20 protein-coding genes are annotated in these 22,587 nt (G+C 69.7%); 12 read left to right on the forward strand and 8 right to left on the reverse strand.

All coding sequences use genetic code 11. From position 1 onward, the window contains the following. Positions 1 to 117 precede the first annotated feature (117 nt). From SSP08S_RS57155 to SSP08S_RS44135, 10 genes are all read left to right on the forward strand, one after another. On the forward strand, positions 118 to 1,416 hold the full coding sequence (locus SSP08S_RS57155) for an acyl-CoA dehydrogenase family protein (protein ID WP_019074049.1): 1,299 nt from the start codon (positions 118 to 120) through the stop codon (positions 1,414 to 1,416). A gap of 109 nt (positions 1,417 to 1,525) precedes the next feature. Further along, a complete protein-coding gene (locus SSP08S_RS44095; protein WP_102133529.1) occupies positions 1,526 to 2,881 on the forward strand; it encodes an acyl-CoA dehydrogenase family protein in 1,356 nt (451 codons plus the stop codon). Beyond that, positions 2,878 to 3,393, forward strand: coding sequence for a nuclear transport factor 2 family protein (locus SSP08S_RS44100; RefSeq protein ID WP_019074051.1), 516 nt, complete (start codon positions 2,878 to 2,880; stop codon positions 3,391 to 3,393). Before SSP08S_RS44095 ends, SSP08S_RS44100 begins: the two co-directional genes overlap by 4 nt. Positions 3,394 to 3,660: 267 nt before the next feature. Further along, positions 3,661 to 4,986 carry an acyl-CoA dehydrogenase family protein gene (locus SSP08S_RS57160; protein WP_086022064.1) on the forward strand — a complete coding sequence of 442 codons (1,326 nt, stop codon included), beginning with the start codon at positions 3,661 to 3,663 and terminating at the stop codon, positions 4,984 to 4,986. A 333-nt stretch (positions 4,987 to 5,319) separates the two neighbouring features. Beyond that, complete coding sequence (locus SSP08S_RS44110; RefSeq protein WP_019074053.1) at positions 5,320 to 6,678, forward strand: MFS transporter; 1,359 nt, start codon at positions 5,320 to 5,322, stop codon at positions 6,676 to 6,678. 88 nt (positions 6,679 to 6,766) lie between these two features. After that, complete coding sequence (locus SSP08S_RS44115) at positions 6,767 to 8,368, forward strand: MDR family MFS transporter (protein WP_019074054.1); 1,602 nt, start codon at positions 6,767 to 6,769, stop codon at positions 8,366 to 8,368. A gap of 140 nt (positions 8,369 to 8,508) precedes the next feature. Beyond that, a complete protein-coding gene (locus SSP08S_RS44120) occupies positions 8,509 to 9,066 on the forward strand; it encodes a TetR/AcrR family transcriptional regulator (protein WP_019074055.1) in 558 nt (185 codons plus the stop codon). Beyond that, entirely contained in the window at positions 9,063 to 9,956 is an 894-nt protein-coding gene (locus SSP08S_RS44125; protein WP_019074056.1) for an aldo/keto reductase, read from the forward strand. Before SSP08S_RS44120 ends, SSP08S_RS44125 begins: the two co-directional genes overlap by 4 nt. A 102-nt stretch (positions 9,957 to 10,058) precedes the next feature. Beyond that, positions 10,059 to 11,078, forward strand: coding sequence for an NADPH:quinone reductase (locus SSP08S_RS44130; protein WP_019074057.1), 1,020 nt, complete (start codon positions 10,059 to 10,061; stop codon positions 11,076 to 11,078). Positions 11,079 to 11,135: 57 nt separating this feature from the next. Continuing rightward, a complete protein-coding gene (locus SSP08S_RS44135; RefSeq protein ID WP_369407116.1) occupies positions 11,136 to 11,759 on the forward strand; it encodes an alpha-L-rhamnosidase C-terminal domain-containing protein in 624 nt (207 codons plus the stop codon). Between the two features lie 196 nt (positions 11,760 to 11,955). On the opposite strand, the gene SSP08S_RS44140 is transcribed toward SSP08S_RS44135, so the two are convergent. The 4 genes from SSP08S_RS44140 to SSP08S_RS44155 form a co-directional block, all read right to left on the reverse strand. Then, entirely contained in the window at positions 11,956 to 12,741 is a 786-nt protein-coding gene (locus tag SSP08S_RS44140) for an IclR family transcriptional regulator (RefSeq protein WP_019074059.1), read from the reverse strand. Between the two features lie 65 nt (positions 12,742 to 12,806). Further along, entirely contained in the window at positions 12,807 to 13,646 is an 840-nt protein-coding gene (locus tag SSP08S_RS44145) for a fumarylacetoacetate hydrolase family protein (RefSeq protein WP_019074060.1), read from the reverse strand. Then, positions 13,643 to 15,334, reverse strand: coding sequence for a bifunctional 3-(3-hydroxy-phenyl)propionate/3-hydroxycinnamic acid hydroxylase (locus SSP08S_RS44150; RefSeq protein ID WP_019074061.1), 1,692 nt, complete (start codon positions 15,332 to 15,334; stop codon positions 13,643 to 13,645). Before SSP08S_RS44150 ends, SSP08S_RS44145 begins: the two co-directional genes overlap by 4 nt. Positions 15,335 to 15,362: 28 nt before the next feature. Continuing rightward, positions 15,363 to 15,857, reverse strand: coding sequence for a VOC family protein (locus SSP08S_RS44155; RefSeq protein WP_019074062.1), 495 nt, complete (start codon positions 15,855 to 15,857; stop codon positions 15,363 to 15,365). A gap of 223 nt (positions 15,858 to 16,080) precedes the next feature. Here SSP08S_RS44155 and SSP08S_RS44160 point away from each other — a divergent pair, with 223 nt between their 5' ends. Together SSP08S_RS44160 and SSP08S_RS64825 are read left to right on the forward strand one after the other, a co-directional pair. Next, positions 16,081 to 17,742 (forward strand): MFS transporter, encoded by a 1,662-nt coding sequence (locus tag SSP08S_RS44160; protein WP_019074063.1) that lies wholly within the window; start codon positions 16,081 to 16,083, stop codon positions 17,740 to 17,742. A gap of 186 nt (positions 17,743 to 17,928) precedes the next feature. Continuing rightward, positions 17,929 to 18,480: an aldehyde dehydrogenase family protein gene (locus tag SSP08S_RS64825; RefSeq protein WP_439654600.1), complete on the forward strand. Its 552-nt coding sequence runs from the start codon at positions 17,929 to 17,931 to the stop codon at positions 18,478 to 18,480. Positions 18,481 to 18,540: 60 nt separating this feature from the next. Here SSP08S_RS64825 and SSP08S_RS44170 read toward each other — a convergent pair whose 3' ends face one another. From SSP08S_RS44170 to SSP08S_RS44185, 4 genes are all read right to left on the reverse strand, one after another. Next, positions 18,541 to 19,353 (reverse strand): amidohydrolase family protein, encoded by an 813-nt coding sequence (locus tag SSP08S_RS44170; RefSeq protein WP_019074064.1) that lies wholly within the window; start codon positions 19,351 to 19,353, stop codon positions 18,541 to 18,543. A 208-nt stretch (positions 19,354 to 19,561) separates the two neighbouring features. After that, positions 19,562 to 20,698, reverse strand: a complete 1,137-nt coding sequence (locus tag SSP08S_RS44175; RefSeq protein WP_019074065.1) for a glycoside hydrolase family 12 protein — start codon at positions 20,696 to 20,698, stop codon at positions 19,562 to 19,564. Between the two features lie 228 nt (positions 20,699 to 20,926). Beyond that, positions 20,927 to 21,949 carry a LacI family DNA-binding transcriptional regulator gene (locus tag SSP08S_RS44180; protein ID WP_026179358.1) on the reverse strand — a complete coding sequence of 341 codons (1,023 nt, stop codon included), beginning with the start codon at positions 21,947 to 21,949 and terminating at the stop codon, positions 20,927 to 20,929. A 241-nt stretch (positions 21,950 to 22,190) separates the two neighbouring features. Continuing rightward, positions 22,191 to 22,587: glycoside hydrolase family 48 protein (locus SSP08S_RS44185; RefSeq protein WP_026179359.1), on the reverse strand; the 397-nt coding region annotated here is incomplete at its 5' end.

Raw genomic sequence — 22,587 nt, forward strand, 5'->3', positions numbered from 1 at the left:
GCCGGCTGTCCCCCGCCGGAGCCGACTGGCTGCCCCCGCTGGAGCAAGACCGCTGTCAACTCACCCACCCCTGCTGATGAGTTCGTCGTTGTCGCTGAATCTCAATGAGGAGATCCGATGCCCAAGCACATCGCCCCGGAGGTCAGGGCCGTCGAGTCGCCGTGGTTGACCGACGCCGGACGTGAGCTTCGTGACTGGGTCCGGGACCTTGCCCCTCTCATCCGTTCGCAGGCGCGTGAAGGGGAACGGATCGGGGCGTTGACCCCCGACGTGCTCCAGGCGCTGGACGAGGTGGGCGTCTACCGCGTGACGATGCCCGTCGAATGGGGCGGCAGCGCGTTGGGCGCCCGTGACCTCGTCGAGGTCGTCGCGGCCCTGGGCGAGGCGGACGGCTCGGCCGCCTGGAGTGCCTTCGTCGGTGTCGGGCTGCGCAACTTCCTCGCCCTGCAACCGCAGGTGGTCGAGGAGATCCGCAAGGATGTCGAGGGCTGGGTGGGTCCGGCGCTCGTCGGCGCCTCCGTGTTCGCGACCACCGTCGGGAACGCCCGCAAGGTCGACGACGGTTGGATGGTCAACGGTCGCTGGGCGTTCGGCAGCGGTTGCAAGCACGCCCGCTGGGCGCTGGTGGGAGTCGCCTTCGACCCCGCGGAAGCCGGCGGCACCGGTCGCGGTGTCGTGGTGCTGGAGCGGGAGCAGTTCGAGATCCTCGACGACTGGCATGTCATGGGGCTCTCCGGAACGTCCAGCAACAGCCTGCGAGTTGTCGAGGACATCTTCGTCCCGGACCACCGCTTCATCGACCTCGCCGAGTTCCCGCCGAGGCTCGACCAGATCCGACACCATTACAGCGGCGCCGCCTTCCGGCAGAGCGGCCGGGCGCTCCTGATGACGGTGGCGCTCAGCAGTACCGCGATCACGCTGGGCATGGCACGTGGCGCGCTGTCGTGCTTCGCCGAACAGGCGATCAGGCGCAAGCCGTTCACCCTGCCCTACCCGAGCGTCGCCGAGATGGCTTCCGCGCAGGTGGCCGCCGGGCGCGCGCAGGCGATGATCGTCCTGGCCGGCTCGACGATCGAACGTTATGCGGACCAGGTCGACGCACGTACCGACGCGGGCCTCGAATTCGGCGACGACGAGGAGTCGGAGATCAGCCTCGCGCTCGCGTACGCGGCGAACCTGTGCGAGGACGCCATCAATCTGCTGCAGAAGACGCTCGGTTCCTCGACCGTCTCGCTGTCGAATCCGATCCAGCGCTTCGTCCGCGACGCGCGCGTGGTCACCTCGCACGGAGCGATCCGCGTCGACCCGCTCGCCGAGCAGAACGGCCGACGCATCCTCGGACTCAAGCCGTTCCCGATGGTCGGCGCCGCGGTGCCGCAGCGCGGCGCCGACACCCCGCCCTCCCCACTGGGTTGAGCCGACGCCTCCTGGCGATCTCGTGCTCCATCTTCCCGTCCTGTCCACGTTCACATCTACAGAATGCACTGAACTGTTCAGTACATGTAAGAGAAATCATGGTGTTTCGATGACTGCAACCCCCCCACCGCCCGCCTTTGACGGCCAACTGCCGCCGATGCCGCCCCCGCCGCCCGCCTCACCCGTGGTCTCCCCGTGGATCACCGATGAGGGCCGCCGGATCCGTGACCGCGTGCGCGGGCTCATCCCGCTGATCCGCTCCCAGGCCCGCGAGGGAGAGAAGATCGGGGCACTCACCCCCGAGGTGCTCGAAGCGCTCAACGACGCCGGTGTCTTTCGGATGTCCATGCCCGTCGAGTGGGGCGGGTACGGGCTCGGCGCACGGGACCTGGTCGAGGTGATCGCCGCGCTGAGCGAGGGCGACGGCTCCGCCGGGTGGGCCGGGTTCGTCGGCGTGGGCGTGAAGAACGTGCTTGCGATGGATGCGCAGGTGGTCGACGAGGTGCGCGCCGAGACGGCGGACTGGGTCGGGCCGGCCGTCGTGGGCGCGTCCGTCTTCGCGACCAAGGTCGGCTCTGCCCGGGCCGTCGACGGCGGCTGGATGGTGCAGGGCAAGTGGGCGTTCGGCAGCTGCTGCAAGCACGCGAGCTGGGCCCTGGTCGGCATCGAGTACGACCCCGCCGAAGCCGGAGGGAGCGGACGCGGCATGGTCGCGCTCCGCCGTGAGCAGTACGAGATCCTCGACGACTGGGACGTCATGGGCCTGTCGGGATCGTCCAGCAACAGCCTGCGCGTGCAGGACGAGGTGTTCGTCCCGGCGCACCGCTTCATCGACCTCGGTGAGTTCCCGCTACGGCTGCAGCAGTTGCACGACCGCTACACGGGCTTCGGCTACGGGCAGCGCGGCCTGGCACTGCTGCTCTGCGCGACGCTCGCGAACCTCGCGATCACCCTGGGCATGGCCCGGGGCGCGCTCGACTGCTTCACCGAGCAGGCGAACAAGCGCAAGCCCTTCACCCTGCCCTACCCCACGATCGGCGACATGGCGTCCGCCCAGGTCGCGGCGGGCAAGGCCCTCGCGATGATCAACGTGGCCGCCGCGACGATCGAGGGCGCGGCCGACCAGATCGACGCGCGGACCGCCGAAGGACTCGACTTCACCCCGCCGGAGGAGTCCGAGATCAGCCTCTCCATCGCCTACGCGGCGAACCTGTGCGAGGACGCGATCAACCTCCTGCAGAAGACGATCGGTTCGTCCACGGTGAGCCTGTCCAACCCGATCCAGCGGTTCGTCCGCGATGCCCGCGTGCTCACCTCGCACGGCGCGATCCGCATCGACCCGCTGGCGGAGCAGAACGGACGCCGGCTCCTCGGCCTGGCCCCCTTCGCCATGATCGGCGGCGCCGTCCCCGAGCGCCGCGCCTCGACAGACCCGTCCCGAGACAAGGAGCCCATCCGCGCATGAACGACTTCAGCATCATCGACGGCGTCGCGCACATCAACGACCCCGCGTTGTACGAGACCTGGATCGACCGCGAGGACTACAAGGCGGCCGTCGCCCAGGCGGACACCCCCGAGCGGACCGCCGTCAAGCGTCTGCTGGTCGACTTCGAGGCGGACCTCGGACGCATGGTGCGCGACGGCACCGTGCAGGAGAACGTCGTCGACGTGATGAAGCGGTACATCGTCGAGGACTACGTCCAGCACGACCCGAACGCCCCGGGCAACGGCCGGGACAACATCATCGAGCACTTCCGCCACGTCCCGACCGGCGCCGGCACTCCGCCGCCGGTGGTGAGCGTGGTCCTGGACGGCGAACTGGCCTGCGTGATGATGAAGCAGCCGACGCCGGACCCGGAAAGCCCCGGCAAGACCTACGACTGGTACATCGTCACGGTGTTCCGCGTGCGTGACGGCAAGCTCGCCGAGCACTGGAGCGCCTTCCGCAAGATGGCCGCGCCGCTGCCGGGGACCTGAGAGGCGAATCCGGCACCGTCACAGATCGTCGCCGTGGCACCCGCTCCCGCCGCGCCGCCCACGCCCCGTCCGCGCGGCGGAGGTGCAACCGCGCGGTGACGCATGGCGGGTCCGAGATCGACCTGGCCGATCTCGGACCCGCCCCCGACCGGCGATCGACTCCGCCGAACCGAGGCGCTCCCGACCCCGCATCGCCATCCGCCGCCCGTGCGCGGTGATGAACGCCTCCGCGATGCCCCAAGGATGAAGAAAGAGCACGAGATGACCATGACGTTGCCCAAAGTGAGCAGGTTTCCCGAGTCGTCCTATCTGAGTGAGGAGGGTCGGCGCATGCGGGACGCGGTGCGTGCTGCGGCGCCCGGCCTCGCCGAACGCGCCCGGGAGGGGGAGTTGCTGGGCGCTCTCACCCCTGAGACGGTCTCGGTGCTGCATGAGATAGGGGTGTTCCGTATCACCGTCCCGGTAGAACTCGGCGGGTTCGCACTCGGCGCACGCGACACTGCGGAGGTCGTGCGTGAACTCGGACGAGTCGACGCGTCGGCCGGCTGGACGGTGATCGTCTCCAGCGCCGCCCGAGGCGCGCTCGCCCTCGGTGACCAGGTGAAGAACGAGGTCTTCGCCGACATCGACACCTGGCAGGGACCGCTCATCTTCGGCGCCACCGTCTTCGCACCGAAGGTCGGTGACGGACGCAAGGTCGAGGGCGGCTGGATGGTGAAGGGCCGCTGGGCGTTCGGCAGCAGCTGCAAGATCGCGAAGTGGGGATCGGTCGGATTCGAGTACGACGACCCCGACACCGGAGAACGGCGTCGCGCGATGGGACTCCTCACCCAGGACCAGTACACGATCGTCGACGACTGGCAGGTCATGGGCCTGAGCGCCACGTCGAGCAACAGCGTGCGGGCCGACGAGGAGGTGTTCGTCCCCGAGTACCGGGTCATCCACACCATGGACATGCCCGCTCGCATGGACGCCCTGCGCGGCAAGTACCAGGGACTCGGATTCATGCACTCCGCGACCGGAACCATGGTCGCCACGACGACGGCCTTCGCGGCACTCGCCCTGGGCATGGCCGAGGGCGCGCTCGCCGCCTTCGTCGAGCAGGCCAAAAAGCGGCCGCCGTTCAACCTGCCGTATCCGAACATGGCCGACATGGCCTCGACGCAGGTCGTGGCGGGTAAGGCGCGGGCCGTCATCAACACGGCCGCGGCGGTGATCGAGCGGCAGGCGGACGAGGTCGACCGGCGTGCGCTGGCGGGCGAGGACTTCCACCCGTGGGACGAGCCGGAGATCACGATGGACCTCGTCCATCAGATCCACGCGTGTCTCCAGGTGATCGACGGGCTGCAGCTGGCACTCGGTTCCTCGACCGTCGGCCTGGCCAACCCGATCCAGCGTTTCGTGCGGGACGTGCACGTGCTGGCGACCCACGGCGCGTTCCGGATCGACCCGATGGCGGAGATCAACGGGCGGGACATCTTCGGAATGGAGCCGTTCCCGATGATGGCCGCCCTCAGCTCGCCCCCTCCCGGGAAGATGCCCCCGCACGCGGCCAACGGCAACGCCCCGGGCCCGGTGCCGCACCCGGCGTGAACCGACCGCCTCGGGGAGCCCTCGACCCGGCTCCCCGTCTGCGGCCCGATCCAGGACGAGGCCGTGCACCGGCGCGGACCCGGGCACCGCTCCAGCCGGCCCGGTGCCGGTGCGCGGCTTGGCCCAACGCAACGGCGCGGGGCCGCAGTTGACGTCGGCCGCACGCGGGTGAACAACCCGACCGCCGCAGGCACCCATCACCGGAACAGCTCCGCAGCAGGCCGGAAACGAAGCGTTCCACAGCGTCACACCAGCCCATGACCGATTGAGCCGCCCTCTGAATAGCTCGCCGCGCCAATGAGGCCGCGGCGCATCCGTAACGGAGGCTTTCCCATGACCACTTCCGTGCCGACGGGCGACACCGTCCCGTCCTCGTCCGACGAAGGCTGGAAGTCCTACCTCGCCGACCTCTGGAAGGCACCACCGGGCGCCAAGGCCGCGCTGGCCGGCTGTCTGCTCCTCATTCTGGTGAGTCCCTCCGGACTCTCCGCGATGACCACGTTCATCGTGCCGTCGTTCTCCCACGACACGGGCACCGCCAAGGCCGCCGGCATTCTTCTGTTCGTCTCGCTCCCACTGTTCATCGGCCCGATCGTCCTGCCGTTCGCGGGCCGTTGGGTGGATCGACTGGGCGCACGCAGGGTCGCGATTCCCTCCGCCGTCCTCTATGCCGCGATGACCGCTCTCATACCGCTGTGCGGGTCCAGCGTCCCCCTGTTGGCGATCGTGCTGATCCTGGCGGCCGTGTTCGGCTTCATGTCGAGCCTGGCCGTCGTCTTCAAAGTCGTCTCGACCTGGCTGCCGCAGCACAGGGGCGTCGGATTCGCTCTCATCGGGATCGCCTCCAGCGTGGCCGCCGCCGTGCTCTCGCCGGTGTTCCAGTGGCTGATCAGCGGCAGCGCGGGTCTCGGGTGGAAGGGCACTTACCTCATCGTGGGTGCGGTGATCACCCTCGTGGCGATCCCGACGGCCGTCCTCCTCATCTCGGAGCCGACGGAGCCGACGGAGCTGCGGGAGCCGGTGGGACCTCCTGTGAAGGGACCTGGAGTCGAGCTGCCCCGCCTGCCGGGCATCCCGCTGCGCAAGGCGGTCCGGACACGGATCTGGATATCCATCACCGTCTCACTCGCCTTCGCGGCGGCCGGCCCGATGACCGTGCGGCAGAACGCGGTCGACTTCTTCGGCGAGCGCGGCTTCGGCGAGGCGACGGTCTCGCTGTCCCTGTCCGCGCTGTTCGCCGCGTCGGTCGTCGGCCTTCTCGCCGGTGGGATGATCCTGGACCGGACCGACCGGCCCCGAGTGGTCGTCCCGATGCTCGCGGCGGTGCCGGTCGGCCTTCTGATCGCACTCGTGAACCACGGTTCGGCGCCCCTGCTGTTCATCGCGATGATCCTCCTCGGCTTCGCCACCGGAGCCGAGTCGTCGCTCGGTCCCTACCTCATCGCGCGGTACTTCGGCCTCGCCTCGTTCGCGCAACTGCAGGGACTGACGCTGGCCATCTCCACCCTGTCACTCGGCATCTCGCCGTTCCTGGTCAGCGCGGTGCAGACCGCGACCGGAAGCTACACCGTGCCGGTCCTCACGCTCACCGCCCTGACGATGGTCGCCGTCGCCCTGGCGGCGGCACTGCCCAAGTTCCCGGCGCCGTGGACGATCGAGAAGTTCCCCGACAACACCGCCGAGCCGGCATGACGGCGTGAGGACTCCTCTGGCGGCCTGATGCCCTGTCAGCCATCAGGCCCCCGGCCCCTGTTCGCCTCCCCCTCACCCCGGAGAACCGATGAGTGACTTCCTCTCCATGGCGCGCTCGCCGGAGGAAAAGCGGCACTCCTCCGACGGTCGGAGCCGGTTCGGACTCATATACGCCGGCCTGATGGCCGTGATGCTGCTCGCCTCGCTCGACCAGACGATCGTCAGCACCGCACTGCCCACCGTCGTGGGCGAACTGCACGGTGTGACCCACATGGCGTGGGTGACCACGGCCTACATCCTCGCCGCCACCGTGGTGATGCCCGTGTACGGACGCCTCGGTGATCTGCTCGGCCGCAGGAGGCTCTACCTCGGCGGAATCATCCTCTTCCTGGCGGGCTCCGCGATCGCCGGGTCCGCTCAGGACATGGCGATGCTGATCATCGGCCGGGCCGTCCAGGGCCTGGGCGGCGGCGGACTGATGATCACCTCGCAGGCGATCGTCGCCGACCTGGTACCGCCACGCCAGCGCGCGAAGTACATGGCTCCGATCGGCGTCATCTTCGGGCTGTCATCGGTCGTCGGCCCGCTGCTGGGCGGTTGGTTCACCGACAGCATCGGCTGGCGCTGGTGCTTCTGGATCAACCTGCCGGTCGGCCTGCTCGCACTCGCCGTGTGTGCCGTCGCGCTCCACCTGCCGCGCAAGGCGCTCAAGGCCACGATCGACTACATCGGCATCACCCTCATGACGGCGGCCGTCACCTGCACCGTGCTGGTCGCGGACTGGGGCGGCACCGACTACGCCTGGAGCGACCCGCTCGTCCTCGGCCTGATCGGGGCGGGCGCGGGAACCTGGGTCCTGTTCTTCTACTCGCAGAGCCGAGTGGCCGAACCGATCATCCCGCTGCGCCTGTTCCGCAGCTCCATCTTCGACATCGCCACCCTGATCGGCATGATCGTGACCGGTGTCGGCATGTTCGCGGTCGTCAGCTACATGCCCACCTACTTGCAGATGGTCTACGGCGTCACCGCCGCGCAGTCCGGCTGGTTGCTGCTGCCGATGGTGGTCGGCCTGATGGGCGCGAGCCTGCCCGTCGGCCTGCGGATGAGCCGGACCGGCCGCTACCGGATCTATCCGATCGCCGGTTCGATCGTCATCGCCGTAACAGCCCTGATGCTCTCCACCATCGAGGTGGACACCCCTCTCGTCCTGCTCTGCGGATACCTCTTCCTGATGGGCGTGGGTATCGGGCTCATGTCGCAGACCCTCGTCCTGGCCGTCCAGAACGCGTTCCCCGCCGACGACGTGGGCACCGCGACCTCCGCCAACAACTTCTTCCGGGAGATCGGCGCGACGGTCGGGACCGCCGCGGTCGGCGCGATCTTCACCAGCCGGCTGGCCGACCAGCTCGACAGCCGGCTGTCCACGGCCGGCCTCAAGACGGTCGGCGACACGGACTCCCTGACTCCCGCACTCGTCCATGCCCTGCCGACTCGGCTCCAGGACGACGTGGTTGCGGCCTACCAGCATGCCCTGACGCCGGTCTTCGCCTACCTGGTCCCGCTGTTCCTCGCCGGTGTCGTGCTGGCCGTCGTACTTCCCGAGAAGAGACTCGCAGGGGACGACGCCGACGGGCCGGGCACGGAGACACCGGGGAGTGCGCCCAACGGGCCCCAGGCAAAGGCGAGTTGAACGCGCGGACGACACGACAACGGGCTCTCTCCGCGGTCGGACGCCGTACGGCGTGACGGGCCGCCAACGTAAAAAGAACGGCCATACTGCTTGTAGAGTTCGACAAGCAGTATGGCCGTTCTTTTTGAGGGAGGTTCGTCATGCCCCGGCTCACCGACGCGCGCAAGGAACTGAGGCGCGCTCAGATCACGGAGGCCGCCTTGCGCTGCTTCGGCCGCAACGGTCTGGAGCGGACCTCGATCGCCGACATCACCGCCGAGTCCGGTCTCTCGGCCGGCTCCATCTACGCCCACTACCGCGACAAGGCCGACCTGGTGCAGTCCTCCGCCCGCGAGGTGCTCGCCGAGCGCGCCAAGGTCCTCAGCGAGTACGCCGCGAGCGATACCCCGCCCGACCCCGACGACCTGCTCGGCCGGCTGACTGCCGCGATCGATCCCGTGGCCGCCAGGGTCGGCGTGCAGACCTGGGGCGAGGCGACCACCAACCCGGCCATCCGCGGCATCGTCGTCGACATGACCGACCGGATGCGCGCGATGCTGCACGACTGCGTCACGGCATGGCTGGTCAAGGTCGAACACCACGAACCGGACCGGGCCCGGGAGAGCGCCGCCCCGATCGCTCACCGGGTGATGGCGCTCTATCAGGCCCAACTGCTGTACACCGCCTTGCAGTCACCGCCCGAGGAGACAGCGTCATGACCACTCCGACCGCTTCGTTCGCCGGCCGGACCGTGTTCCGGATCGGCTATGGCGCGTTGCAGCTCGAGCGCCTTCACGACCGCCGCGGCGAGGCCGTCGCGCTGCTGCGCCGCGCGGTCGAGTTGGGCGTCGGCCATGTCGACACCGCCGAGTTCTACGGCTTCGGGTTCGCCAACGACGTGATCCGCGAAGCCCTGCGCCCCGAGGACGGCGTCCTGGTGGTCACGAAGGTCGGCGCCGACCCCAACCCCGGCGGGAATCCGCCGTTGCGTCTGGCGCAGCGGCCCGAGCAGTTGCGCGCGAGTGTCGAGGACAACCTGCGCGGCCTCGGCGTCGACCGGCTGCCGGTGGTCAACCTCCGCCGCCTGGACTCCGGCCCCGGACTGCGTCCGGAAGGCGACCAAGTGGTCGGCCTCGACGACCAGCTCGCGGTGATGACCGCCCTGCGCGACGAAGGCAAGATCGGCGCGATCGGCCTGAGCAGCGTCACCCTCGACGGGCTTCGCCGCGCCCTGCCGGCCGGTATCGCCTGCGTACAGAACGCCTACAGTCTCGTCTCGCGCGACGACGAGGACATCCTCGAACTGTGCGCGGCCCAGGGCATCGCCTGGGTGCCGTTCTTCCCGCTCGGCGGGGCCTTTCCGGGCTTGCCCAAAGTGACCGACGAGCCGGCGGTGCAGGCCGTGGCCGAGTCCCTGGGGGCCACGGCCTCCCAGGTCGGCCTCGCCTGGCTGCTGCACCACGCCCCGAACGTGCTGCTCATCCCCGGCACCGCCGACGCCGCCCACCTCCAGGCCAACATGGCGGTCGGCGAGATCACCCTGGACACCGCGTCGCTGGCCACCCTCGATGCCGTCGAGTCCCGCTCCAACGACGTCCCCATCGGCTGAACAGGACCCAACACGACCCGGGCCGCGGCCACATGCCGGACACCTTGTCCGGACGCCCGGCCCTGCCGGAACACCCTTCCTCACCGGCTCCAAGGACGGATCATGAAAGCCATCATCTACAGCGACAACGGCGGCCCCGACGTTCTTCGGCTCGTCGACCGTGACCTCCCCACGCCCGGCCCCGGCGAGGTGCGTGTGCGTGTCGCCGTGTCGGGAGTCAACCCGACCGACTGGCAGGCCCGTTCAGGCCCCGCCCACCCCAAGCACTTCTCCGAGGTCACCCCTCACCTCGACGGCGCAGGCACGATCGACGCCGTCGGAGAAGGGGTCGATCAGAGCCGGGTCGGCCGGCGGGTCTGGCTGTTCATGGCCGCCGCGGGTCGATCCACCGGTACCGCCGCCGAGTTCACCGTCGTGCCCGCCGACCTGGCCGTGCCGCTGCCTGACGACATCGGGTTCGATATCGGTGCCTCACTCGGCGTCCCCGCGCTCACCGCGCACCGCGCGCTCACCGTCGCCGAGGACGGGCCACGCCGTCTGCGGCCCGGGGCTCTCGACGGCCAGGTGGTGCTCGCCGCAGGTGGAGCCGGGGCGGTAGGGCACGCGGTGATCCAGCTCGCCCGATGGGCCGGAGCCACCGTGATCACCACGGTCAGCGGCCCGGAGAAGGCCCGGCTGGCCACCGCGGCAGGGGCCCATCACGTGATCAACTATCGCGAGGGCGACCCGGCCGCCGAGATCCGCAAGGCCGCCCCGGACGGTGTCGACATCGTTGCCGAAGTGGCGCTGGGCGCGAACCTCGCACTGGACCTGGCCGTGCTGCGGACCTGCGGCACGATCGCCACCTACGCCAACGACGGTGGCAAGCCCGTCGAGTTGAACGTGCTGCAGAACATGGTGCTCAACACGCGCTTCCAATTCCTGGTGCTCTACACGGCCGGACCGCAGGCGCGCGCCGCAGCCGCCGAGGACGTCGCTGCGGCGGTCCAAGACGGCGCCCTGCCGGTCGGCGAGGAGCACGGCCTGCCGCTGGTCCGCTTCCCACTCGACCGCACCGCCGACGCGCACCGGGCGGTGGAGAACGGCGCAGTCGGCAAGGTCTTGGTGGACGTCCTGTCGTGATGCCTGGCCTGTCGGTCGGGGGTTGCTGGGACCCTCCGAAAACGCCGCCCGACCACCATCTGGGAGCGCTGGGACAGCCTGCTGCCCGACGGGACGGTCAACCCGAGCGGGATGACCTCCTTCAACCACTACGCCCTCGGCGCCGTCGCCTACTGGCTGCACGGCACGGTCGCCGGACTCGCCCCCACGGAGCCCGGCTACCGCCGCCTGAGGGTGGAGCCGCGACCGGGCGGCGGCCTCACCCACGCGAGGGCGAGACTGCACACGCCGTACGGTCTTGCGGAGGTGTCCTGGACCTTGGACGGTACGGAGCTGACGGTCGACGCGCTCGTGCCGCCGAACACGACCGCCGAGGTCGTCCTGCCGGACAGCGGCGGCGACGCCGTCGAGGTCGGATCGGGCCGGTACAGATGGACGGTTCCGTACGCGTCGGCGGATGCCGAACTGGCCCCGCTGTCCGTCGACATGAGCATCGACGCCCTGCTGGACCGCGAAGAGGCCGCCCGCGTCTTCAAGGACCTGTTGATCGCGTACATCCCGGAGGCCACCGCCTTCATCGACAGCGGGTCAGGTGCTCCGGCCGGCACGACTGTGCGGGCGATCGCGGGGATGATCCCTGACGGCGAGACCTTCCTGTCCGACCTGGAAGCGAGGTTCGCCGAGCTTGAGGACCGCGTCTGATGGGCGTGTTCCCAGGGCCTGGCGGCACACCCCGTCTGCTCTACGACGTCAGGCACGCTCCCTCATTGTCTGCCGCAACGGCGTGGGAGCCTTCCCCATGAACGCCGTCGAGGCCGTCCCGCGCGCTGCTCTGGCGCGGGCAGGAGACGTCGTGGCGGGGATTCCTCCGACGCGGTCAGGTTGTCCGCCGGTGAGGTCATCCCGCCACGACCGCCATCCGGTGGCTGATCTCGCCTGCTGTGGCGAGTACCTTCTGGGCGATCTCCGTTTCGGCCTCCGGGCGGATCCGGGAGGCGAGGGCGGCGATGCCGACCGCCGCGACCACCTGCTGGTCGGCGTCCCGGATCGGTGCGGAGATGCCCACCACGTCGGAGTCGAGTTCGCTGCGGGTCACTGAGTAACCGAGGCGGCGGATCCGGGCCAGGCGTTCCAACAGGGCGTCGACGTCGGTGAGGGTGGCCGGGGTGAAGCGGCGCAGTTCGGCGGACTCCAACAGCCGGCGGGCCTCGTCGTCCGGGCTCCAGGCGAGCAGAACGAGGGCGGAGGCGCCGGCGTTGATCGGCAGGGCGCTGCCGCGCTCGTAGGAGATCCGTACGGCGCGGGTGCTCTCCGCGCGGTCCACGCAGACCACGAGGTTCCCGGTGCGCCGGGTCAGCAGCACGGTCTCGTGCACGTCCTCGGCGAGCGCCTGCATCGACGGCAGCGCGACCTCGGACAGGCCGTAGCTGCGGCGGGCCAGCCGGGCGATCTCCAGTACGCGCAGGCCGAGCCGGAAGCCGCCGCCGGGAGCTTCTTCGAGGAAGCGCCCGGCGACGAGGCTCTGCAGGTAACGGTAGGCGGTGGAGCGTGCCACGCCGAGGCGCTCGGCGACAGCGGATCCGGAGACGACGAGCTGGATGTCGTCGAACATGGTCAGGATGTCGAGCGCGCGGTCGGCCGTGGAGTTGCGGTCCCGGTAATTGGAGGACGTATCTCCTGACATGCGAGACGCTGCAGCGGGCGGGCCAGGGCCGGGGGAGGCCGCGCCCGGCTGCCCGCTTGGCCTGTCTACAGCCGGTCCTTGACGACGGTGTTGCGCAGTTCTCCGATGCCCTCGACCGTGGTGACGAGTTCCTGCCCCGGCCGCAGGAACACCTTCGGGTCGCGGCCGGCGCCCACTCCTCCCGGGGTCCCGGTGAGGATCAGGTCGCCGGGCAGCAGCGTGATGATGGTGCTGATGTAGGCGATGGTGTGGGCCACGTCGAAGAGCAGGTCGGCGGTGTTGGATTTCTGCATGGTGTGGCCGTCGACGCTGCAGGAGATGGTCAGTTCCGAGGCGCCGGGCGGGAGTTCGTCGGGGGTGACGAGAGCGGGCCCGACCGGAGTGGTGGCCTCGAAGGTCTTGCCGGAGAGGAACTCGCGGGTGCGGTGCTGCCAGTCTCGTACGGTGACGTCGTTGGCGACGGTGTAGCCGGCGACGTGATCCAGGGCCCGCTCACGCGGCACATTGCGGCCGGGGCGTCCGACGACGACCCCCAATTCGGCCTCCCAGTCGAGGTCGTCGCTGATCGGCGGCATGTGGATGTCGTCGTGTGCGCCGATCAGGGAACCGTCGAACTTGGCGAACAGGGTCGGATGCGCGGGGGTCGGGCGGCCCATCTCCTTGATGTGGGTGGCGTAGTTGAGGCCCAGGCAGATGATCTTGTTGGGGTGGGGGACGAGCGGGGCGAGGGACGCCTCGGCCAGGGGCAGTCGTTCGCCGTCCGCTGAGCCGGCCCGTTCCTGCCAGTCGTCGCCGGAGGCGAGCAGGGCGCGGATGTCGGAGTAGGGCAGCAGTACCAGTTCGTCGCCTTCCTGCCGGGCGGCGGCGGTCCGGTGGTCGGCGACACGGACGGTGCTGAGTCTCATCGGGGTACTCCTGGGGATTCGTGCTGGATCTCGGGGACCGGCTCGGGGGCGGGGGTGGACGGCATGCCGGGCACGGTCGGGCTGTCGGCGCTGAAGTGCCCGAGCTTGCCGCCGACGTATGCGGCCTGGTCGGGGGTGAACACGGCGGCCACCAGACGGTCGGGACGCACGAGCACGAAGCATCCGGTCAGTCGGGTGAAGAGGGCGTCCAGCCGGCCGTCGGCGTCGGCGATCCCCGTCCGGCCGGCACGGTCACGCGGTGCGTGGTCGTCCAGGAAGACGTCCACCGCGGCGGACTCCGGGAGGCCGCCCCGTGCGGCGGCGGCCCAGTCGGCGTCGGTCACATCGATCCCGAGGAGGCTCCAGCCCTGTCCGAGGACGGAGTCGAGCCGGGTGGGACGGTGGTGCGGTCCGTGCAGCACCCGGGGCTGTGGCAGCATCGCGCCGACGAGCTCACGTCCCCGGCAGTCGGAAGGGACGACGGCGCCCGCCCGTACCCGGGCGTCGGGGCGGTAGCGCATCTCGGTGAGATAGCGGCGTCCCGGCGGGATGCGCATGGCCGTGCGCACCAGCACATCGCGGAGCAGGGCGCGGGGGCGGCTGGTGGTCATGACGATCCGGCCGAGCCGTACGGAGAGGTCGATCACGGCCCGGGCGTGGGGGCGCCGTTCGGTGTCGTAGGTGTCGAGCAGCGCGTCGCCGGCCCGTCCCGCCATGACCTCGGCGACCTTCCAGCACAGGTTGGCCGCGTCCCGGACACCGGAGTTGAGGCCCTGGCCGGCGAACGGCGGCATCATGTGCGCGGCGTCGCCGAGCAGGAAGCAGCGGCCGTCGCGCAGGCGGTCGGCCAGCAGTGCGTGGAAGCTGTAGGCGACCGCGCGTTCGACCTGCGCTGCCGTGATCTCCCGGTACGGCCGCAGGAGTTGGCGCACCAGTGTGAACGGGGGAGGGGCGCCCGCTTCGCACTCACCCGGCTTCAGGCGGAACTCGTAGCGGCAACGGCCCTCCCGCCCGGCAACGATGACGACGGGTCGCTCCGGGTCGCCGTGGTGCATGCCGTAGCGCTGGTCGTGTGTGTCCTGGAGGGTGTCGACCACCAGCCACACGTCCGGGAAGCTTCGCCCTTGCATGGGGATGGACAGCAGGTCGCGTACGGTGCTGCGGCCGCCGTCGCAGCCGAGGACGTACCGGACGTCCAGTTCCTCGACCGGCCCGTCCTGGCCGCCTGTTCGCAACGACGCGCGCACCCGGTCGGGGTGCTGGGTGAGGAGGGCCGTCAGCCGGGTGTCGAAGCGGACGTCGACGCTGGGGTGGCGTCGCAGTTGCTCACGCAGCACGCGCTCCAGGTCGGGCTGGGCGAACGGGTTCTTGAACGGATGGCCGAAACGCTGGTCGCCGGTGCCCCGGGCGTGCAGGAGAGTCCGACCGCCGATGCCGAAGTACCTCGTCCCGGTGCCCGGCACGAGGATCGGGTAGACCGCTTCGTCGAGGCCGTCGGCCGACTGGAGCGTGCGCAGCGACTCGTCGTCGAGGCTGATCGCCTTGGCGTCGTCGCTGGTGGTGGCGTTGCGTTCCACCAGCAGCACCCGTACGCCCCGCGAGCCCAGGAGATGGGCGGCCGTCAGCCCGGTCGGGCCGGCGCCGACGATGAGTACATCGGGCCACGTCGCCGGTGGTGGGTGCGTCATGAAGGGCCTTCCGTCGTCGGATCGCTGGTTACTGGACCGGCTGGTAGGCGGGGCCGCCCTCGGTCAGCAGCCGTTGGGCCTCGGCGAGCACGTCCGCCGGGTCCTGGTCGAGGTCGATGGTCTTGCGGAACGGCTGGCGCACATCGCGTTCGATGCGCAGGTAGACCTCGTTGCGGTTGCCCTCGGGGTCGAAGAAGTAGATCCCGATCGCGTTGCCGTGGGTCACTTCCTGCTGGACCTCGATCCCTTCGGCGCGGAACCGGTGGTGGAAGTCGATGATCGTCTCGAGGGAGTCGACGCGCCACGACACCTGGTGGGTGAGCTTGGCGCCGGGAGGGGCGGTGCGGCCCCGCTGGAGGACGAACTCGTGATGCTCCAGCTCGGGGCGCGAGGAGAAGAACACGATGCCCCGCTCCTCGTCCTCGTCGGTGACGGTCAGTCCCAGGACGCGGGAGTAGAAGTCGCGCATCGTCTCCAGGTCGTCGACCCAGAAGCCGGTGTGACCAAGTCCCGTAATGGCCATGCTCGTGTCTCCTTAATCAGGATTCCAGTTTCGTTTAACAGGACACTAGGGCGCTGGGTATCTCGACGTCAACAGGAAATTGCTCGACTCCCGCCCCTTGACGATTCAAGCAGTGCAGGTGCAGCGTCCTGTCGTACGCAACAAAGGTCCGAATATGCGGGACAGCTGTCCTGGCTTTGCTGAGCCACCGGGGACCGCCCGCGCCGCCACTGGAGGCAACCCCATGACTCGTTCCGATGCCGGGAGAACCGCTGCCCCGGCCGCCGCCGAAGGCCCGTCGCCGCTGGGCCGTGCCACCCTGATCGCCGCCTGCCTGGCCATCTGTGCGGCCCAGATCGGCATCCCGCTCGCGTCCCCGATCATCGGAGTGATCCAGCGGGACTTCGGGGCGTCGGCCGCCGCGCTCGCCTGGATCCCCGCGGCGTTCATCCTGCCGACGGCCATCCTGGAGCTGAACTTCGGCGTCCTCGGCGACCTCTTCGGACGCAAGCGCCTCCTTGTTCTGGGCGGACTGCTGATCACGGTCGGCTGTCTGATCGTCGCCACCTCGGGCTCGCTGACCCAGCTCATCGCCGGCCAGGCGATCGCCGGACTCGGAGCCGCCGCGGTCTTCCCCTCGTCGCTGGCGGTGGTCGTCGCGGGAACCCCGGAGCCCGCCGCCCGCGCCCGGGCCCTGTCGTACTGGGCTCTCAGTCTGGCGTTCGGCGCCATGATCGGGCCGCTGATCAGCGGGTTCACCGCTGAGCACGCCGACTGGCACTGGGCCTACGTACCGCTCGCAGTACTCGGCCTGGTCACCGCGGCCGTCAGCGCCCGCTGGATCGTCGACTCCCGCGAGCCGGCCGGGCGCGGACTCGACCGGCCGGGCCAGCTCACGGTCGCCGTGTCTCTGCTGGCACTGCTCTACGCCGTCATCGAGGGCGCCAACGACGGCTACACCTCGGCGCACATCGTGCTCGCCTTTGCCATCGCCCTCGCCGCCTTCGTGGGATTCCTCGTCGCGGAGCGGAAGTCGCGGACGCCGATGCTGCGGCTTGAGCTCTTCCGTATCCCTTCCTTCGCCGCGGCCGCCGCCATCGGACTGCTCGCCATGTTCGGCTTCATCGGCACCGCCTACGCGCTGAGCATCAAGCTGGAGACCGTCTACCACCTCTCCCCGCTCCAGGCCGCCCTGCCCTTCGCGCTCATCCAGGCGGTCCCCCTGCTGCTCACCCCCGTCCTGCCGAAACTGCTGCAACGTGTGCACCCCCGGGTACTGCTCGTCGGCGGTCTGCTCGCACTCGCCGCGGGTGAGATCTGGATGGCCCAGCTGGCGGGCGACACCACCGATCTGGCGTCGATGGCCGGACCGATCCTGCTGCTGGGGGTCGGCTTCATCACGATGTTCTCCGCGCTGACGGCCGTCGCGGTCGGCACCGTCGACATCCGGCACGCCGGTATGGCCAGCGCGGTCACCAGCCTGGTTCGCGAGACCGGGCAGGCGCTGGGCCCCGCGATCGTCAGCGCCGTCGCCCTCGGTACGGCGACCGGCGCCCTCGCCACGAAGCTCGGCACCGCCCAGCTGCCCGCCCAGGCCAAGGGCGTCGCCAGTGCCGTCAACGCGGACGGGGGCGCGATCGCGGTCGCCAACGCCGACCTGGGCGAACTGTCGCGCACACTGGTCCCGCTGGCACGTCAGGCCGTCGAAGAGGGCCTTGATCTCGGCCTGTATGTCTGCGCCGGTGCCAGTCTGGTGGCCGGACTCATCGCCGTGCTCGCTCTGCGGGGCAGTGCCACCGCAGGCGCGCCGGTCGGCCTGGACCATGAGCAAACGGGCGACACCTCCGTGACACCCGAAGCCGCGGACGCCGCAGCCCCGAGGGCCCAGGCGCTGCCCAGTAACTGACCCGCGGTGCGCAAGCCCTTCGGCGGCCGACTCCCTGCTCGGAAGGGCGGGGACCAGAGCTCCTGCCGAACCCTTCACGGCCGGACCGTCCACAGTACGAAACCTGGATAAATGGGAATGATCAGAACATCTCGCTACCTTCGCGACACAACGCATAACGTTCGCACCATCACGGTGGAGCGGACCGTGCCGGCCCAGCGGGAGTGGGCAGCTCGGCCGTACTCCGACCGGGCCGCCGTGCTGCGCCGCGCCGCGCGCCTGTTCGAGGAACATCAGCAGGAGATCGAGACCTGGGTGGTCCGGGAGTCCGGTGCGATGCGGCCGTTCGCCGCCCTACAGGTCGCCGGCGGTGGTGCGGAGGAGTGCCACGAGGCCGCCGCCCTCGCCGGGGCCTACGGTGAGCTGCTGCGCTCCGGGCAGGAGCGGCTGTCGTTCGCCCGCCGCAGGCCCGTCGGGGTGGTCGGCGTCATCGCTCCGTTCAACGTGCCGATCACGCTGGCCATTCGCGGCGGGACCGACCCACGCCTTCGGGGAGACCAGACGCCTTCTGCGCTCGTGGCAGACGACCCGAGAACGGACAGGCCGCGAGGAATCCCGTGTGATCGCCGAGGCGATGGGCCGGCCCGAGGCCACGGCACTCGTCGACGCCTTCGTGTCCGGGGCAGGGCGGGCGTGAAGGGAACATCGGAGACCGACCGCCCGGGTGTCGCGCCGGAACGGACGAACGGACCGTCGTGATGAACCCGGTGGCCGCCGTCAAGGAGGCAGACGCCGTCGTTCAGAGCTCACCCGGTGGGCTCAGAGGCTGAAGATCCGTCGAGCGTTGCCGGACAGGAACAGTTCGGTCGCCTCGTCGTCCAGGCCCAGTTCACCAAAGTGCTCCAGGGCCTTTACCGGAGTGATCATGGGGTAGTTGGTGCCGAACAGCACCTTCCCGCGTCCCCGGCCGCGCAAATAGTCGACCAGCTCGCGGGGGTAACGGCGGGCGGTGTAGGCGCTGGTGTCGATGTACACGTTGGCGTGCTTGTCGGCCACCGCGATCATTTCCGTGGTCCACGGATACCCGATGTGCCCGCACACGATGGTCAGTTCGGGGAAGTCGAGGGCGACCTGGTCGACGTAGGGGATGGGGCGGCCCGTTTCGGACGGCCGCAGCGGGCCGGTGTGCCCGACCTGGGTGCAGAAGGGGATGCCGAGGTCGACGCAGGCGGCGTACAGCGGGTAGTACAGCCGGTCGGTGGGCGGGAGTTGCCACAGCCAGGGCACGATGCGCAGGGCCACGAAGCCGAGTTCCTCCACGGCACGGCGGAGTTCCCGTACCGCCCGGACCGGGCGGGTGAGGTCCGCGCCGGCCACCCCACGCAGCCGCCCTTGGGACTGGACGACGAACTCGGCCACCTCATCGTTGCTGATCAATGGCCCCTGGGGTCCGTACCAGGCCGCCGACAGGCCGATCTCGACATCCGCCGCGGCCATCGCGGCCACCGTGGCCTTCACCGGCAACGGCTCGTCCAGCAGACCTCCTCCCGTCCACCGGCGCAACGACTCGAACATCTCGTGGTTGGAGTGACGGAGGGTGGGGTGCTGCATCCATGCGTCGATGACCGCCATCAGACTCCCTGTCTCTCCCGGCGCCGCCGACCGCGCTGCTCCCGAAGGGCTAAGCGGTCGCTTACCGAGACCCTAACCTCCGAGTGGCGCGCACAACCAGCCCTCTCCCATGGGGTGTCCGATCTGAGTCAGCGTGCGGTTCCCATCAGGCTTCCAGGGCCCGCCGGTCCGTGCGGCGGACAGACGAGCCCCGGAGAGTGAACGTGTGTCAGACGGCGGTGCAGGCCGTCCCGTTCAGGTTGTAGCCGGAGGGCTTGGCGAAGGCTCCGTCGGTTGTGCCCTGGAACCCGAACGACACCTGGCCGCCGGCCGCGATCTGGGCGTTGTGGCTCATGTTGCTCGCTGTGACGGCTCCCGAGAACGAGGACAGGTTCGCGTTCCAGGCGTTGGTGATCCGCTGCCCGGAGGGGAGGGTGAACGCGAGCTGCCAGCCGCTGACGGGGGAGGAGCCGGTGTTGGTGATGGTGACGTCGGCGGTGAAGCCGCCCTGCCAGACGTTCGTCGCGTACGCCACCTTGCAGGCCGTGGAGCCGCCGGGGTTGCCGGGGTTGCCACCACCGGAGGAACCGGTGTTCACGGCGGAGGAGAACGAGTTCACGGCGAGACCGGCGCCGTTCTGCCAGGGCTCGAACCCGGCCTGAACACTCGTCAGGTACCAGTTGTTCTGGGCCAGTCCGCGCGACACGGCCTGCCGGGCGAAGTCCATGACGTCGAAGGACCAGCTGGTGACCGCCGACGGTGCGACGAACGACAGCACGTCGTTCGAGCCGTTGTTCCCGGACCACACCTGCCAGTCACGCCCGCCCACGCTGGCGTTGCTGACAGGGGAGCCGATCGGCTGGATGGATCCGACCTTGTTGAACCAGATCATGATCTCGGTCCTGTTGACGCCGTCGGTGCGTGGCGTGGGGTCGAGCCAGATGTCGTACGCGGCGTCGTACACCGCGTCGTTCACATAGCTGTAGGAGATGCTCGAAGGTGCGGTGGAGACAGCGCTGAGCTGGGCGGGAAGGTTGGTACCCGGCGAGCAGTTGGTGTAGTGGCAGCCGTTGTAGACGGACGGATACGACTTCGGAGCGCCGTTCGTGGGGACGGATCCGTCGGCCTGGGTGATCCTGAACCCCGAGTCCGTCGCGGTGATGCACTGGGCGGCACTGGTGCCCCAGCGGTTGTTCTGGACCACGTACCGGCCCTGGATGGTCGTAGTACCGAAGGGCTGGCAGATCGTGGTGTCGGCCTGTGCCGCCGACGCCGTGGTCAGAAGTGCGGCCAGTGAGACGAGCGAGGTGAGCAGCGCGCCGAGCAGGCCACGCGCGCTGCGGGCATGGTGCGGTGAAGGACGCATGCGGATCCTCTTCAGAGGGATGGGGGGTAGTGGGGTGGTGCTCCCGCGACTATCTGAATGGGAGCGCTCCCAAACCTTGGCTCGGCAGGACTGTAGGGATGGTCCAGGTCCATGACAAGACTGTGGGCATGAACCCGTTGAACCGATTTCGGAGGTGCAGGTCGGACGCGGGGACAAGACACGGCGCGCCGGCCTGAGGTGCTTTCCCCGCGGATGTGGCGACGGACGTCAGGTGGAGTCGCGAACCACGAGCTCGGTACGGAGGATGACGTGACGCCAGGCCACGGCGCCCTCTTCCATCTCCTCCAGGAGCAGCCGGATCATGGCCCGCCCGATCTCCTCGATCGGCTGACGCACCGTCGTCAGTCGTGGTTCGGTCTGCTGGGCCAGCGGAAAGTCGTCGAAGCCGATGACGGCGACGTCCTCGGGTACCCGGCGTCCGGCCGCGCGCAGGGCCTCCAGAGCGCCCGCTGCCGTGGTGTCCGACGCGGCGAGGACGCCGTCGATGTCCGGATGCCGATCGAGGAGCTCGGCCATGGCGCGGCGCCCGCTGTCCGCCGTGAAGTCGCTTTCGGCGGCAAGGGTCGGCTCGCCCTTCAGCCCCGCGAGCTTGAGTGCTTCCTCGTAGCCGCGCAGCCGGCACTGGGCGGCGTACAGGTCGAGCGGCCCCGTGATGGTGGCGATGACTCTGCGGCCTCGTTGGACGAGATGGGAGACGGCGCTGCGTGCGCCGCCGATGTTGTCCGCGTCGACGTAGCTGACGTACTCCTCTCCGGAACGGCGCCCCAGCAGCACGGTCGGCAGCCGGGCCTCGGCGAGCATGTCCGGCAGGGGGTCGTCGGCGTGCACGGACATCAGCAGGACACCGTCCACCCGGCCGCCGCGCGCGTACTCGAGGAAGCGCTGCCGCTCGGTGTCCGAGCGGACCAGGGTCAGCAGCAGTTGCATTCCGGTGTCTGTCAGCGCGTTCCCGAGCGAGTTGACGATCTCGGAGAAGAAGGGTTCGGCGAACTGCCGCCAGTCCGGCTCCGTCATGACCAGGGCGACGGCGTCGGCCCGCCGGCCCGCCAGGGAACGGGCCGCGAGATTGGGCACGTAACCCAGTTCCTCGATGGCCTGCTGAACCGCCCGGCGCGTCGAATCCTTCACGCCCGCCGCGTTGTTGATGACGCGGGAGACCGTGCCCCGCCCCACCCGCGCGTGGGCGGCCACCTCTTCCAGCGTCGGTGCCCCCGGGCGTCGCCTGCCCATGACCACCTCCCCCAAGAGATCACCGATCTTACCGGCCGGAGGGGGACGAGCACACGAATTCACCGCTGGCATAGTTGCGCGCGGGGTTGGCCTGCCTTCATGGATTGGGAGCGCTCCCGATTTGTGGGTGGCCCGAGCTTGTCCTGGGATGGCCGGGCAGTCCCCTGCGCGGGAGGGGACCGCCCGGCCGGTGACCCCGTCGTCAGGTGACGGGGTCCGTACGCGGAGCGCCGGCGGGGGGCTACTCAAGCAGCTCCGCGTACGAGCCCATGGCCAGGGCGATGTCCGCCTGGGCCCAGAATCGGTGGTAGGTGAAGACGGGCGCGGCGCCGCCCTTGAGATAGGCCTCGACCTTCGACCAGGCCGGGTCGTTCTTGTAGAAGGCCCGGATGGAGGCGAACGTCGAGGACGAGTTGATCGCTTCGCCGTTCGGCATCTTGCCGGTCCAGCCGCTGGGCACGTAGACCGGGTCGTTGAACCGGCTGTAGTCGGTGCGGGTCTCCGGAACGGCGATACCGAGGCTGTCCTGGTAGTTGCCCCACATCCCGTCCAGCAGCGCCTTCGCTGTCGACTTCGCCTTCGCGTCACCGGACTTGGCGCCGTAGTACGTCAGGGTCTTGGCGTACGCGGCGGCCACG

The sequence above is a fragment of the Streptomyces hokutonensis genome, from assembly GCF_000376565.1.
In the GTDB taxonomy this organism is placed as follows: Bacteria; Actinomycetota; Actinomycetes; order Streptomycetales; family Streptomycetaceae; genus Streptomyces; species Streptomyces hokutonensis.

Coding starts and splice junctions, on each gene's coding strand:
- SSP08S_RS57155 (WP_019074049.1), top strand. CDS start 118: ATGCCCAAGCACATCGCCCCGGAGGTCAGGGCCGTCGAGTCGCCGTGG.
- SSP08S_RS44095 (WP_102133529.1), top strand. CDS start 1,526: ATGACTGCAACCCCCCCACCGCCCGCCTTTGACGGCCAACTGCCGCCG.
- SSP08S_RS44100 (WP_019074051.1), top strand. CDS start 2,878: ATGAACGACTTCAGCATCATCGACGGCGTCGCGCACATCAACGACCCC.
- SSP08S_RS57160 (WP_086022064.1), top strand. CDS start 3,661: ATGACGTTGCCCAAAGTGAGCAGGTTTCCCGAGTCGTCCTATCTGAGT.
- SSP08S_RS44110 (WP_019074053.1), top strand. CDS start 5,320: ATGACCACTTCCGTGCCGACGGGCGACACCGTCCCGTCCTCGTCCGAC.
- SSP08S_RS44115 (WP_019074054.1), top strand. CDS start 6,767: ATGAGTGACTTCCTCTCCATGGCGCGCTCGCCGGAGGAAAAGCGGCAC.
- SSP08S_RS44120 (WP_019074055.1), top strand. CDS start 8,509: ATGCCCCGGCTCACCGACGCGCGCAAGGAACTGAGGCGCGCTCAGATC.
- SSP08S_RS44125 (WP_019074056.1), top strand. CDS start 9,063: ATGACCACTCCGACCGCTTCGTTCGCCGGCCGGACCGTGTTCCGGATC.
- SSP08S_RS44130 (WP_019074057.1), top strand. CDS start 10,059: ATGAAAGCCATCATCTACAGCGACAACGGCGGCCCCGACGTTCTTCGG.
- SSP08S_RS44140 (WP_019074059.1), bottom strand. CDS start 12,741: ATGTCAGGAGATACGTCCTCCAATTACCGGGACCGCAACTCCACGGCC.
- SSP08S_RS44145 (WP_019074060.1), bottom strand. CDS start 13,646: ATGAGACTCAGCACCGTCCGTGTCGCCGACCACCGGACCGCCGCCGCC.
- SSP08S_RS44150 (WP_019074061.1), bottom strand. CDS start 15,334: ATGACGCACCCACCACCGGCGACGTGGCCCGATGTACTCATCGTCGGC.
- SSP08S_RS44155 (WP_019074062.1), bottom strand. CDS start 15,857: ATGGCCATTACGGGACTTGGTCACACCGGCTTCTGGGTCGACGACCTG.
- SSP08S_RS44160 (WP_019074063.1), top strand. CDS start 16,081: ATGACTCGTTCCGATGCCGGGAGAACCGCTGCCCCGGCCGCCGCCGAA.
- SSP08S_RS44170 (WP_019074064.1), bottom strand. CDS start 19,353: ATGGCGGTCATCGACGCATGGATGCAGCACCCCACCCTCCGTCACTCC.
- SSP08S_RS44175 (WP_019074065.1), bottom strand. CDS start 20,698: ATGCGTCCTTCACCGCACCATGCCCGCAGCGCGCGTGGCCTGCTCGGC.
- SSP08S_RS44180 (WP_026179358.1), bottom strand. CDS start 21,949: ATGGGCAGGCGACGCCCGGGGGCACCGACGCTGGAAGAGGTGGCCGCC.